The 13,925-nt window shown below is 59.6% G+C and carries 12 protein-coding genes; 4 read left to right on the plus strand and 8 right to left on the minus strand.

The genetic code is table 11. The annotated features are described in order from the left end of the window. Window positions 1-43: 43 nt before the first annotated feature. Both E1956_RS30330 and E1956_RS30335 read right to left on the minus strand, forming a co-directional pair. A complete protein-coding gene (locus tag E1956_RS30330; RefSeq protein WP_134756176.1) occupies window positions 44-1,834 on the minus strand; it encodes an ABC transporter ATP-binding protein/permease in 1,791 nt (596 codons plus the stop codon). 428 nt (window positions 1,835-2,262) lie between these two features. Next, complete coding sequence (locus E1956_RS30335; RefSeq protein WP_232072140.1) at window positions 2,263-3,510, minus strand: acyltransferase family protein; 1,248 nt, start codon at window positions 3,508-3,510, stop codon at window positions 2,263-2,265. A gap of 474 nt (window positions 3,511-3,984) precedes the next feature. On the opposite strand from E1956_RS30335, the gene E1956_RS30340 reads away from it, so the two are divergent. Continuing rightward, the gene (locus tag E1956_RS30340; RefSeq protein ID WP_134756180.1) at window positions 3,985-4,677 is read left to right on the plus strand and encodes a Crp/Fnr family transcriptional regulator; all 693 of its coding nucleotides are present in this window, start codon (window positions 3,985-3,987) and stop codon (window positions 4,675-4,677) included. An 8-nt stretch (window positions 4,678-4,685) separates the two neighbouring features. Here the strand turns inward: E1956_RS30340 and E1956_RS30345 are convergent, their stop codons facing one another. Next, window positions 4,686-6,341 (minus strand): AMP-binding protein, encoded by a 1,656-nt coding sequence (locus tag E1956_RS30345; protein WP_134756182.1) that lies wholly within the window; start codon window positions 6,339-6,341, stop codon window positions 4,686-4,688. 313 nt (window positions 6,342-6,654) lie between these two features. Here E1956_RS30345 and E1956_RS30350 point away from each other — a divergent pair, with 313 nt between their 5' ends. Next, window positions 6,655-7,380, plus strand: coding sequence for a nitroreductase (locus E1956_RS30350; RefSeq protein WP_134756184.1), 726 nt, complete (start codon window positions 6,655-6,657; stop codon window positions 7,378-7,380). Window positions 7,381-7,466: 86 nt separating this feature from the next. On the opposite strand, the gene E1956_RS30355 is transcribed toward E1956_RS30350, so the two are convergent. From E1956_RS30355 to E1956_RS30375, 5 genes are all read right to left on the minus strand, one after another. Further along, complete coding sequence (locus tag E1956_RS30355; protein ID WP_134756186.1) at window positions 7,467-8,270, minus strand: enoyl-CoA hydratase/isomerase family protein; 804 nt, start codon at window positions 8,268-8,270, stop codon at window positions 7,467-7,469. 39 nt (window positions 8,271-8,309) lie between these two features. Continuing rightward, a complete protein-coding gene (locus tag E1956_RS30360; RefSeq protein WP_134756188.1) occupies window positions 8,310-8,549 on the minus strand; it encodes a hypothetical protein in 240 nt (79 codons plus the stop codon). A 302-nt stretch (window positions 8,550-8,851) separates the two neighbouring features. Further along, complete coding sequence (nudC, locus tag E1956_RS30365) at window positions 8,852-9,796, minus strand: NAD(+) diphosphatase (RefSeq protein WP_134757897.1); 945 nt, start codon at window positions 9,794-9,796, stop codon at window positions 8,852-8,854. A 131-nt stretch (window positions 9,797-9,927) separates the two neighbouring features. Then, window positions 9,928-10,503 carry a cysteine dioxygenase family protein gene (locus tag E1956_RS30370; RefSeq protein WP_232072105.1) on the minus strand — a complete coding sequence of 192 codons (576 nt, stop codon included), beginning with the start codon at window positions 10,501-10,503 and terminating at the stop codon, window positions 9,928-9,930. A gap of 86 nt (window positions 10,504-10,589) precedes the next feature. Next, window positions 10,590-11,246 carry a peroxiredoxin gene (locus tag E1956_RS30375; RefSeq protein WP_134756192.1) on the minus strand — a complete coding sequence of 219 codons (657 nt, stop codon included), beginning with the start codon at window positions 11,244-11,246 and terminating at the stop codon, window positions 10,590-10,592. Window positions 11,247-11,449: 203 nt separating this feature from the next. On the opposite strand from E1956_RS30375, the gene E1956_RS30380 reads away from it, so the two are divergent. Both E1956_RS30380 and E1956_RS30385 read left to right on the plus strand, forming a co-directional pair. Continuing rightward, complete coding sequence (locus E1956_RS30380) at window positions 11,450-12,067, plus strand: response regulator transcription factor (RefSeq protein WP_134756194.1); 618 nt, start codon at window positions 11,450-11,452, stop codon at window positions 12,065-12,067. Continuing rightward, entirely contained in the window at window positions 12,051-13,793 is a 1,743-nt protein-coding gene (locus E1956_RS30385) for an ATP-binding response regulator (RefSeq protein ID WP_134756196.1), read from the plus strand. Before E1956_RS30380 ends, E1956_RS30385 begins: the two co-directional genes overlap by 17 nt. Window positions 13,794-13,925: the final 132 nt, after the last annotated feature.

Below are 13,925 nucleotides of genomic sequence, written 5' to 3' on the forward strand. Positions count from 1 at the left end.
CTATCCGCGTTTGCGCAGTGGCTCGAGCAGGCGCCTCAGGCCGTCATGGTCCATCTAGTCCATCAGCGCGGGCAGGTGGCCGTATCGATGCCACGGTGTGCTCGCGCACCCGCGTGATATCGAGGGTCTCCTGGTGAAATCTCGCGAGCGACTTGCGGTGCGTGACACTGACAATCGCCGCGTTCGGCAGCCGTTCGGTCAGCAGGCGATACAGCTGCAGTTCGCTCTCGCTGTCGAGCGCGCTCGTTGCTTCGTCGAGTAACAGGTAGTCGGGCTTGTGCATCAGCACGCGCGCAACCGCCAGCCGCTGCTGCTCGCCGGGCGACAGAATGCGCCACCACTGGCTGGATTCGTGCAATCGCCCGACATAGCCGGCAAGCTGGCACAGACGCAGCGCCTCGCGACATTGCTCGTCGCTGAAGCTCGCCGCCGCTGCCGGGTACGCGAGCACCGTCTTCAAGGTGCCGACCGGCAGGTAGCTTTGCTGCGGGATGAACATGATGCGCGCATTCACCGGCGCGTCGATCGAGCCGTTTCCGAACGGCCAGAGACCCGCCAGCGCGCGCAACAGCGTGCTTTTTCCCGAGCCGGACGGCCCGCGCACGAGCCAGCGTGAACCGGGCTTGACGGCGATGTCACGCACGCTCGCGAGCGTCTCGCCGTTGGGCAGCGCAAGCGTGAGATGGTGCGTGGCGAGCCGGCTCTCGTCGACGTAGTGCAGATTGATGCCGCCGTGCTCGGTTGCGGGCGACACCGATTCCTTCAAATGCGGTAGCTGCATGACGCGCCTGAACTCGCGCAGACGATTGACCGTGGCGCGCCATTGCACGAGCGTGTCGTAATTGTTGATGAACCACGAGAGCGATTCGCTAACCGAACTGAATGCGTCGGTGATTTGCATCAGCGTGCCGAAACTGAACACCCCTGCGAAATAACGCGGCGACGCCACGAAGATCGGAAAGATGTCGGCGATCTGACCGTAGAAGTTGAGCACGAAGCTATAACGCCGCGTGTACTTCATCACGCGCCACCAGTTGTCACGAATCCGGCCGAACAGATCCTGGGCGTTCGATGCCTCGACCCGCATGCCGTCGTACAAGGCAATCTGCTCGGCGTTTTCGCGCAGACGGATCAGGCCGAACCGGAAATCCGCCTCGACGCGCTGCAACTGGTAGTTGATCGACACGAGCGGGTGACCGACCTTGTTGGTCAGCACGGAGCCGGCAATCGCATAGATGACGGCCGCCCAGAACATGTAGCCGGGAATCTGGACGGGTGTCCCACCCACCACGACGGCCAGCGCGCCCGCCGTGCTCCACAGGATGGTCGAGAACCAGACGAGAGTCTCGAGCGTCGAGAGCAGGTCGAGCGTGAGCGAAAGCGTGGTGTTGGCGAACGAGTCGAGGTCGACGGCAATCCGTTGATCGGGATTGTCGGTGAGGCGGTCGCGCTCGATGCGGTAGAAGGTGCCGTCGCCGAGCCATTCCTGCACGTAGCGCGTGGTCAGCCATTGGCGCCACCGGAAGCCGAGCATCTGGCGCAGATAGCGGTTATAGACGGAGATCGCGACGAACGCGAAGGCGAGCGCGCTAAAGAGCAGCATCAGCTGCGGAAATTCGCGTACGTTCCGGCCTTCCAGCGCGTTGTAGAAGTCGCGGTTCCACGTGTTCAAGCGGGCGTTGATGCCGACCAGAAACAGATCCATCGCGATGATCGCGATCAGCAGGCCCCACGCGGTGCGGCGTTCCTCGGAGACCCAGTACGGTCTGATCAGGCTCCAGGCCGAGATATTGTCGGGTTGCCCGGATGCTGGGCCAGAAGTTGGATGGCTCATGAGCGCCCCCTGACGCGCGGTGGATCCGGACCGAGTGCACGGCGTGATGGTCCGCTGTGCGCATGCAAGGCGGTCGTGCAAGCGGCGTTTGCGTGCGCGCTTTCGAGCCTCGTCAGGTGCATCCAGCGGACATGGGGGTCATTGTAGGGTGCGATCGGTCCGGGCGCGCACGGCGCGTACGGTGCCGGGACGCCGCGTACGGCGCGTGCGGTGCGTGCGGTGCCGGGACGCCGCGCGCCCGATCGTAGGCCGTGCGGCCGACGGACGGCCAACAGAGGAACCGCTTCGGTCACGGCCCCACCCGGCGGCAACGCCATTGCGATTACTGCGGTCTGCAATTGCGATAGCGGCATTCCCCAGGTTGAGCCGTGCGCAAATCCTCATAGCCTGGAGGTTGCGTGATCCTCCCTGGCGCCGGGCACGTCACGTTACAACGTCCCTGGATTGGATGGCGAGGGCATCTTTGGTGGCAACTGTGCACCCCACAGACGCGTCAACATGCGACGCAAGGGTGCCCTAAGAGGCACGATCACCTTTTCCTGGAGAAGAACCGACGCAAAGAGAATCATGACGAGATAGACCGGATAGGCCGAAAAATGCGGCGACATTACACGTGCCTCGCCGGCGCATAAATGAAATCGATGAAAGCAGGACAGAAGCGGGTACGGAATTTCCAACCCCTTCTCAACTTTCAGAAATAAAGTAAAAAGCGGTATTTGCAGAGCGAAGATAGACAAAGAAGCGTTTCCGAGCCGCCTGGCCCATCTGGCAGCACGCGCTGATGCACCTTGTAGCACGCTGGCGGCAACGAATATCAAGGCGATTTGCGCGGGAAAAATTGCGCCGTTATGGAGGAGGATCTCCCAGGATGGCGAAGCATCCGCGAACAGATAAGCGGCGCCAACGTAAAATGCTGTTAGCGTGAGTATCACGATGCGCCGGTTGCGTGCGACGAACCCCGTGATCTGCTCAGCGTGTCCGGCGAATATGCCGTATGCGAGAATGCCCGCCAGAAATTCCGGAAGACGCAGCAATGGATTATTATGGAGCATCCCTATCGCCCACACTCCATACCAGCTGTTCGCGACAATGATGATCGCCGGAAGAAGACAGGCAGCCCACATCGCAATTAGCATCGTCCACTTGCGACGCATAGAGATCAAGCGGGGGGCGAGTATCGGAAAGAACAAATAGAAGAAAAACAGCGCCGACAAGGACCACGCCGGAACGTTGAATACCAGATAAAAAGGATTCCATGCCTGAAGTAACAAAACCTGCAAAACCGAATTGACTTCGACTTCCGCAGCGCTCATGACGTGCATCACCCCAGGTGCAGAACCAAGCGTATTCATTTCAACTTCATATGGGTGAGCACTCACGGCCATCAATGCAATTACCAGCAGAAACGTAATAATGTGTATAGGATAAAGATTGGTGAACCGATTGATAAAAAACATCGATGGGGAAATCGTTTTGCTCTCACCGCGCGCCGTTCCAACGTAAACATGCGACAGAATGAATCCGGATAAGATAAAAAATATACTGGTCGCACAACCGCCGAATCTAAACACTTGAGCCAGTGGCATCGCGTCGGCCTCCGCGTAAAAATAGAGCGTGTGGTACAGAACCAGATAGCATGCAAGAAAAAAACGCAGAACGTCCAGGCCGGGCAGCATTTTCTTCACTTTTATTTCCTTTGCGTCGCGGGTTAATGTGTTGGTCTCGCAAGCGACCGACAACTTTCATTTTCTCGACAAAATATTTCTGTTTGAAAGTTTGGTGAGACACGACTGCAGTGCAACATTTTGTCGTTATAAAATTCGCCGTCTGTGCGGTTTCATACCTTGTCACATCACAACCGTAACTTCTCAGCTACTGGCTCAACTTTCAGGTTGTGGCTTTCGGGGACCATACGATTGCGAGTTTGCTAACTTAAAGGATGGATTGGCAGACTCGTAATACGAACATTAGACAGCTTTCGGTCCTTCCGGGACCCAGCCAGATGGACACCCGGATATCGTGACCGAACGCCCTTCTAGCTGTCATCGGGCTTCCAGCGTCGATGGCGACTGCCGCACAGTAGCCCCTTCGCAATGGCCTGATCGATAAACTAGCTATTTCAGCCTCTCTCGACCAGGTCGGATTTCCCCATGCCCCTATCCGCTGAGTTTGAGTCTTTGATTGCGCACTCTTCGTGGTCTGCCAGCTTGACTGGCGCCCAACTCGCTCGCGTGCGTCAGGATTCGTATGAACGGGACTACCCGGCCGGCGCAACCGTGTGTCACCGTGGAGTCGTGGCGGATCATTGGCTCGGCGTGATCGACGGACTCGTGAAAGTCGATACCGTAACCAAAGGTGGTCGGCAGACCACCTTTGCCGGCGTGCCTGCGGGTTCCTGGTTTGGCGAGGGGGTTCTGTTGAAAGCCGAGCTGAGGCCGTATTCCGTGGTCACGCTGCGCGACAGCAAGATCGGATTTGTGCCACGCCACACGTTCGAGTGGCTGCTTGACGACAGCCACTCATTCTGCCGATTCCTGATCGATCAGCTCAACGCACGCTGCGGATATTACGTTGCGCTAATCGAGAACGCTCGCTTGCACGAAGCGCCGGCCCGTGTTGCATTCTGCCTCGCCGAACTGTTCAATCCGCAGCTTTTTCCGGCAACGAATCATACGCTCAACCTCTCGCAGGAGGAGATCGGCCGGCTGTCGGGTCTCTCCAGACAGAACACCAACCGCGCGCTCCACGAGCTTGCCGATGCGGGTTTATTGCGGATCGAATACGGCTCGGTCCGGATCCTCGACCTGACAGGGCTCCGCGACTACGCACGTGCCGACGATTGAAGCCGATGCTATACACGCGATAAATCAGCAATGGCCTCGCGACTTCCGGCTTGCTCCCGCAGTTTGAACTTCTGAATTTTTCCGGTGCCGGTCTTGGGCAGCACGCAGTACACAACGCGTGCCGGGCATTTGTAGTGTGCAAGCTGTTCGCGACAAAACGCAATGAGCTCCTGCTCGGTCGGCGCCATGACGCCCTGCTTGAGCTCGACGAACGCGCACGGCACCTCCCCCCATCTGGGGTCGGGCTGCGCCACGACCGCAGCAAAAAGCACGGCTGCATGGCGGTGCAAGACATCCTCCACCTCCACTGACGAGATGTTTTCGCCCCCCGAAATAATCACGTCCTTGGAACGGTCCGTGATCTGGATGTAGCCGTCCGGATGCACGACAGCGACATCGCCGGAGTGAAACCAGCCGCCCTTGAAGGCGTCGCGAGTCGCGGCTTCGTTCTTGAGGTAGCCTTTCATCAACACGTTGCCCTTCAGCAGCAACTCACCCTGCGTGTGTCCGTCGAACGGCACCGGCTCCAGCGTATCGGGATCGGCAACCCGCAGACCTTCGAGTCCGGCGGCCCGGTTGCCTTGCCGTGCCTTCAGGCGCGCCTGTTCTTCTATGGGTAACGATTGCCACTCCTCCCGGAAGAAGCAACTGACCGCCGTACCCATTGATTCGGTGATGCCGTAGACATGGTCGACGGTGAACCCGAACTCGCCAATGATCTTGAGCACCGTTGCCGGCGGCGGCGAGCCGGCGGTGCGAATTCGCACCGTGCGCGGCAGCGGCTCACATTCGGCAGCCGGCGAATTCGCCATCATTGAGAGGACGATGGGCGCCGCGCAGAAATGGTCGACCCCGAAGTCGCGAATCGCCGCGTAGATGCTTTCGGCCGAGACTTTGCGCAAGCAGACATGCGTGCCGCAGGCGGCCGTAATCGCCCACGTGAAGCACCATCCATTCGCATGGAACATGGGCAGCGTCCAAAGATAGACGGGTGCGTTCGGCACGCACCAATCGACCAGCTGCAGCATGCTCATCAGGTACGTCCCACGATGACTCGCCACCACGCCCTTCGGGTCGGATGTCGTTCCGGACGTGTAGTTCAGAGCGATGGCGTCCCATTCATCGAGCGGCCAAACGCCTTCGAAGCAGGGATCGCCCTCTGCGAGGAAAGCCTCGTATTCGAGCTCCCCGATCGAGGGTCCCGGTGGCGCCTCGAGATCGGCAATATCGATCACGAGCGGCTTGTCGTGGAGCGATTCAAGCGCCCCTGCGGCAAGCTCCGCGAATTCTCGGTCGACGAGCAGCGCTTTGCATTCGCTGTGACGCAGGATGAACCGCACGCCGTCTGCATCGAGCCTGCAATTGATCGTATTGAGCACCGCTCCGCTGAGCGGCACGCCAAAATGCGCTTCGATGACCGCTGGCGTATTCGGCGCAAGTATCGAAACGGTGTCGCCGCGCGTGATGCCCCGTCGCTCGAGTGCACTGGCGAGGCGCCGGCAACGATTGCGTGTCTCCTCCCAGGTCTGACGCAGCGCGCCGTGGACGATCGCAATCCGCTCCGGAAACTGCTCGGCACATCGATCGAGAAAGTGAAGCGGTGTCAGCGGCATATGGTTCGCTTCGTTGCGATCCAGTCCATGTACATAGCTAGCGGCATTCATCGTGTGTCTCCTCACCTGAACCTGTTGGTGCCAGGGCCTGCCATGACAAAACGTCCGGTTGACGCAGGCAGTCGGGGCATGCCCGGCGTGCGAGTCAATCTACGCGTTGCTTCGCGCCGCGACTGTCCCGAACGAGACATTTGATTTGGGAGCCTGATCTGGCTTTGGAACGTAGAGGGCGTCATCCCTTGACTCGTTCGCAACACTGTCTCGTAGAAGACAACTTTCCCTCTCCGGTCCTCGTAAGCTCGTGTCCAGAGCGCGTAGCCATATCCGCGTCGCTACGCTCACTCAACCCACGCAGGAGGAAAAGATGGAGAGAAACGGACCACCACCGACCACGGACCCCGATGTCTTGCGTCAAACCATAGAGTGGGCGCTCGTGTCTCGCCGCAGCATCAGGGCCTATTTGCCGACGCCGGTTCCCCAGGCGACGGTGGAGTCGATTCTGGACGTCGCCCGCTTTGCCGCCACGGGCGTCAACCTGCAACCATGGCGGGTGCACGTCGTGATGGGCGCGGCGAGACAACGGATCAGCGCGGCCATCCAGCGCGTGCACGACCTGCCCGAACTGGACGTGGCGCACCAGGACGCCTGGGATTACTACCCGCGCGAGTGGACCTCGCCGTACCTGGACAGAAAGCGCGCCGTTGGTTGGCAGTTATACGGGCTGCTTGGCATCGAGAAAGGCGACAAGGTGCGGATGCATGCCCAGCATGGCAGGAATTATCGATTCTTCGACGCGCCCGTCGGGCTGTTCTTCACGATCGATCGCGTCATGCAACAGGGCGGCCTGCTCGATTACGGCATGTTTCTGCAGAACATCATGATTGCGGCGCGCGCGCATGGCCTGAGCACGTGTCCTCAAGCAGCGTTCATGAAATACCACGCGTTGATCGCCGATGAACTGCGCCTCGCCCCCAACGAAATGCTGGTGGTCGGCATGAGTCTGGGTTACGCAGATCCTGCTTCTGCCGAAAACACGCTCGAGACAGAACGGGCACCCGTGGCGACATTCACGACATTCCATACGACCTAGCCGGCGCCGTTTTCGCACACGCAGCCTGACGCTACCGGGCACAGCTGCTCGATCTGCCGGCTAAAGTCACTGGCTGATCGCGACACTCACAAATTACCCATGTGGTGGCCAAGGTTCAGCTCGAATTCGCCTGCCTTACCAATACCCTGCTCAAGCAACTTGGGCATACGCTCGCGCGCACCCGGCCAGCCAAAAGTCTTGAAGAAAGTATTCTCGGTGGCCTGGAGTTGCGCTTCGTCCGGCAAGCCAATCTGGTTGATCGTTGCTTTGCAGGTGCTCAGCGCCTGCTTATCGAACGACAGAATGCGCTGGACAAAGTTGTCGACAAATGCATCGAGTTGAGCTTCGGGAACGGCGCGGTTGATCCAGCCGTACCGCTCTGCCGTTGTCGCATCGAAGTCATCGGCACCGAGAATGATTTCGAGCGCTCGCGCTCGTCCGACCAGAAGCGGCAAACGCTGCAATGCGCCGCCGCCCGGGATCAGGCCAGTCCCAACCTCGGGTTGACCAAAAATCGCTCGCTCCTGGCTCGCGAAGCGAATATCGCACGCGAGGGCGAATTCGCTTCCGCCGCCGCGGGCCCTGCCGCGGATGATGGCGATGCTAATGACATCACTGTGGGCGAGCCGGGTGGCGGCATCGATCCAGCGCGGAGTTCCGAAACGGCTGCGTGGCTCGGCAGTGCTGTAGTGGGCAATGAAGAAATCCGGATTTGCGCTCTCGATGGTTACCACCTTGAGCGACGGGTCAGTTTCGATCTCGCCGACGAGGTCGTAGAACTCGTCGTACATATCATCGGTAAAGGCGTTGATCGGGGGATTATTCAGCGTGACCCGCCAATGTCCCTGAGTTGTCTTGTCGACAGCGATTTTCTTTTGGACGTCGCTCATGGTGTCTCCTTCAATAAGCAGATCATCTGGATGACTTATTTACTTATCCCATCGGCCCGCGATGGCTTTCCGTTCAATATCTTTCGCGTAGAGCGGAGCTTCTTCCGAGTTGTGCAGGCTAATCGCCTTACCAGCGAAGGCTCGAGCCTGTTCAAGCGTGATGCCGCGCTGCTTGAGTGCGTCGAGATAGCCTGGCGCGACATGAAGCTCGATGCGGTTCATGAACCTGGTGGTCATCGCGTCGACAGCTTCTGCGATGAACTCCCAGATGACGATCACCTTGGTCCGGTCGTCAATCGTCGGACCGGTCGAATCGGATACCGATACCAGCCGGCAATGCGATCTTTCGGAAATATCCTCGACGTAGTGCAGAGAAGTGACAAGAATTTGCGCTTGCCTTCTGGAAGCCTATATAAATCGATGAAGTCGCATTCCTTCACAATGCGGACGCAGAGCCGTCGCGTAAGTATGTGCCTGCGCGATTCGCGGGGAGTTGGATGAAATGCCGTGTTTCAGCCGACCGGTATGCACAAAGGCCCCGATATTCAATGTCGCGTGCAACCTGGTTGCACGCTCAACAATCAGCCACGCAATATTGAAGGACCCTGCGCAACATACGTCTGCAGCAAATGATGAGCGATGGCAAATGGCTTGGGCGCGGAAAGTCCGCTCGCATGCGTGCCCGCGAGCATCGCCGCGGCTTCGGAGCGGGAGAACCAGCGCGCGTCTTCGAGTTCCGCGGTATCGACGACGATTTCCATATCGCTCGCCTGAGCGAAGCAGCCGATCATTAGCGACGAAGGAAACGGCCACGGCTGCGACGCGAAGTAGACGACCTGTGTGCACTTCACGCGAGTTTCCTCGAGCACCTCGCGGCGCACTGCGTCTTCCACCGTCTCGCCGGGCTCGACGAAGCCCGCGAGCGCCGAGTACATTCCGGCGGCGAATTGCCGTTGACGTCCGAGCAGGCATCGCTCGCCGTCTATCCCCAGCATGATCACGACCGGGTCGACTCGCGGAAAGTGGCGGGCGCCACAGGCATCGCAGATTCGCTGCCAGCCGGCGGCAGTGGCGCGGCTCGTTGAGCCGCAGTTGGCGCAGAAGGAATGGCGGTGATGCCAGTCGAGCATCGACTTCGCCTGGCCCAGCATGCCCAGGGACTCTGGACAGACGAGGCCTTGCAGGGCGATCGAGCGCAGATCGACCCGATGGTAGACCGTGCCAGGCGACAAGTCCGCTAGTTCGAGGCCGAGCTTGAAGCCGAGCGCGAAACGTCCGCTGCCATCGCTCTCCTGCCCGAGGAAGACGCTGTGAAGCGGTTGACCGAAAGTGGCCGCTTCGCTCGCCAGGAACCACGGGTCGTGCTCACTGCCGCGTTTGAGCAAGGGGATATCGGCTTCGAACACGAGAAAGCGAGCGGACGGGGCGCTGCGCAGAGACTCGATGAAGGCGTGATCGTTGCGTCTTTCGGAGCAGCGATCGAGCGGATTGTCATTGAAGCCGATGGATGCGGAAGAGGCGGTCATCATCAACGTGGCAATGCGGGTATAGGCGGTGCGTAAGTATGGCACGGCATTCCGCCAGGCGCCGCGAGCCCGGCGAATGTCTACCGGTCAAGCACCCGAAGGGGCACTCCGATCCACCGCGGGCACTCGGGCTAGCTCTCGTTATGCGCGACGGTAATACGGCGACGGGTGCGGGCCTCGACGTCGTACACGTTGAAGTCATTCATCGTTCTGCCATAGATGTGCAGGCTGACTGCGCGAGCGCGCTCTTTGGGTACGCCGGTAACGTGAATGTGATCGGGATTGGGTACGAAGCTGGTCACGGAACCGCGCCGTAGCAGGACGATGCCCCCACGCACCAGGTCGATTTCTTCGTCGGATCCGCGATCGGGTGACAGCCGCACATAGCTACGTTCCTCCAGAACGCCCTCAAGCACGCCAACGACACCCCAACTGCCGTGGTCATGCACGGGCGTCCACTGACCCGGAAGCCAAACGAGCGAGTACAGCGAAAGACCTTTATCCGGGGCCTCGTAGATGAGGTTGCGGGTATAGCTCACGTCGCTGCTTCGATAGTGATGGGGTTGCAGAAACGTATCGGCATTGTCGAGCAGATCGAGCATCAACGGCGCGAGCGCGAGCACACAGTCGGCCGGGGTCGACTGTAGATGGCTTTGAGCGGTGGCCTGGTTGAAGAAGCTTTCGAGAACGTGAGAGGTCGTGGACAATTCGTGCCTCCGGCCGGTTTGAGGGCGACCCGCGACGCCAGGCCGCCAACAGCGCGACCCGCGCCGCTGGCTGGCCGTCATCGGCGCTATGTCGGCTGCTTCGTGGTGCGCAAGTAGGGCTTGATCGTCTTGAAGCCCGGGAAGGTCTTCTCGGCTTCTTCGTTGCTGACCGCCGGTGTGATGATGACATCTTCTCCTTGTTTCCAGTTCACCGGCGTCGCCACTTTGTGCCTGGCGGTGAGCTGCATCGAATCGAGCACACGCAGGATCTCGTCGAAATTGCGGCCAGTTGTCATCGGGTAGGTCAGCATCAGCTTGATGCGCTTGTCCGGGCCGATGATGAACACCGAGCGCACCGTTGCATTGGTGGCGGCAGTGCGGCCTTCAGACGTGCCCTCTTCCTCCGCGGGCAACATGTTGTACAGCTTCGCAACGGCAAGATCGGTATCGCCGATCATCGGGTAGTTGACCTTGGCGCCCTGCGTTTCTTCGATATCGGCCACCCATTTGCCATGGCTTTCGACTGCATCGACCGACAGGCCAATCAGCCTGGCGTTGCGGCGCGTGAACTCCGGCTCGATGCGGGCCATGTAGCCCAGTTCGGTCGTGCAGACCGGGGTGAAGTCCTTGGGGTGCGAGAACAGGATGGCCCATTGATCGCCGATCCAGGCGTGGAAATCAATCGTCCCCTGGGTGGTATGGGCGGTGAAGTTGGGTGCGATGTCATTGATGCGGAGCGACATGGTAGTTTCCCCCATGAAGTGCGTGGGTTTGAACGAAGGAGCCAGGCGTGCGTGGTGCGATGCAGTCCAGGTGCTTGCGGATGTGCTTGCGGCAGCTGACGAAGCCTTCTCGCCAAAACCAAGGATATCGGTTACAGGCATCCTGGAACACGGTCAAAATTGACTGATTGACTTTCTTTACACCCAGGTGGTGCAATGCGCCTATGCCTGACTTTCGTCTGCTATTGATCGATGACCACGCCTTGTTTCGCGAAGGGCTCTGCCTGGTCCTGGGCCAGCATTTTCCTGAGGCGAGCATTGTCGAAGCGATCTCCGTGACCCAGGCGATTAACCTGGTGAAGGATACGCCTGATGTGATCCTTCTGGACATCCTGTTGCAGGGGCCGGACGGCATCGAAGGCGTAGCGATATTTCGTCAGCGCTGGCCTCGAGTGCCGGTGATCATGCTGTCGTCGATGGCAGCGCCTGAGACTATTGCGCAAGCTTTGGAACGCGGTGCGTTTGCATTCGTCTCGAAAGCCGACAGCAGTGCTGCAATTGTTCATACTGTTGAGCGCGCCCTTGTGGCGACCGAAGCGGGCATCGCTCGCAATAGCGCGGTTTCCCGCGCAGGCGAGAATCCGTTGATCAGGCTGACTGCCCGGCAGTCGGAAGTTCTGCAGCTTCTATGCGATGGATTGCCAAACAAGGTCATAGCCAAACGCATGTCACTATCCGAATTCACCGTGCGTGGCCATGTGCAGGCCATTTTTGGCCTGTTGGGCGTCACCAGTCGCACCCAGGCCATCGTCTCTGCGCGCAAGCATGGGCTGGTCGCCTGACTTGCGAAAACTCTGGCAGTTGCCGGAGGACCGCCTGCTGGTCGAGCAGTTGCGGCTGTTGTACGGCAACGTGGGCGTGTCCGTCCTCCCGGCAATCTTATTGGCGCTGTTGCTGGTTTACGCCCTGCAAAATGATGTGAACTACCGCGCCTTGATGCTCTGGTGCCCAGCCGTCATTTTTTCCAAGCTCTACGCTGCATTCGACGCTCGCAAGCGTCTGGCCAGTGTCATCGCACCCGCTCAGGCCCGCAAGCTGGTCATCAACCTGGTCGTCATGCATGCCGTGGATGGCATTGCATGGGGGGCACTGGCCTGGGTCGCCCTGGGGAGTGCGACCACGACCGGAAGCATCATGGTGCTTGCGGTACTGACGGGCATATTGGGCAGCTCCATGTCCTTGCTTGCCCCGGTATTGCCCGCCTTCTTCTCATTCTCGTTGGCCGTGATACTGCTGGCGACGTCGTGGCTATGGCTGTCGGGCGACTCAGCTTATCGGGCGCTGTCACTGACCGGATGGCTCTACGCGGTCAGCCTGGTTGGGCAGGCCCGTAACAGCAATGTCGCGGCGTTGGCCGCCATCAGGCTGCGCTTCGAGAATCTCGACCTGATCAGGGCCGCGGAGGACGCCAGGCGCACGGCTGAATATGCAAATCTGGCCAAAACCAAGTTTCTCGCCGCCGCCAGCCACGACCTGCGTCAACCGATTCACGCGCAGGGCTTGTTTCTTGATGTGCTGGCGCACAGCGGACTCTCGAAGCATCAAAGTGACGTGCTGCACAGCGCCCAATCCGCCTGGCAGGCATCCAGTGACATGCTTGATGCATTGCTCGACTTTTCCCGCATTGAAGCCGGCGTGGTTCAGCCATGCCCCCTACCCTTCGATCTACAGGGCCTGTTGAACAAAGTCGAGAATGACCTGGCGCCGCTGGCCGATGCCAAAGGCCTGGTCTATCGTTCGCGCGAGACCAGCGTGACGGTGGACTCCGATGCCCGCCTGGTTGAAATGGTTTTACGCAACCTGGTCTCAAATGCGATCCGCTACACGGCGCATGGTGGCGTTTTGGTAGCGTGCCGTCGCCGGGCGCAGCATGTCCAGGTGGAGGTTTGGGACACTGGGGTGGGCATTGCGGCGGATGATCAGCAAGATATCTTTCGCGAGTTTCATCAGCTGGGTAATCCAGAACGGGACCGCAACAAGGGGCTGGGGCTGGGCCTGGCTATCGTACAGGGCTTGTCTACCGCAATGAACCTGGAGCTCTCGCTTTCTTCGCGACCCGGTAAAGGGAGCGTATTCAAGTTCGTCTTGCCATTGACTGAACTGGATTCGCCGCTGCAAGCGCCGGGGCCGCTCGGTACGTTGCCCAAAGACTTGCGTGTGCTGGTGATCGACGATGACGAAGCGGTCTGTTCGGGCATGGTGCGTTTGTTGGAGAGCTGGGGATGCCAATGTCAAGCGACGAGCTCTGTTAGCGACGCGATAGCTGCTGCACGTGTGTACGCACCGTCGATCATCATCAGCGACTATCGACTTCGTGAACAACAGACCGGGGCACAAGTCATTGGTGCTTTGCGCGCCGCAGCAGGGATGAATCTACCGGCATTGATTATCACGGGAGATACGGCTCCCGAGCGACTTCGCGAAGCGTCCGCAAGTGGCGACCCACTGCTGCACAAGCCTGTTAAGCCCGAACAGCTCTATCAAACATTGATGAGACTTGTTGCTTGAATTCGGCACGCGTCTCGGCATGGGTCATGCTTGAGCAGGCGACAGGCCAAATAGCCGAGCGCTACGCACGCGAACAGGTTGCATGGTCTGGCGGCTAGCGCGATCCATATCGCACTCCAGCAAGGCGGCGGT

It is taken from the genome of Paraburkholderia pallida, from assembly GCF_004524855.1.
Classification (GTDB): domain Bacteria; phylum Pseudomonadota; class Gammaproteobacteria; order Burkholderiales; family Burkholderiaceae; genus Paraburkholderia; species Paraburkholderia oxyphila.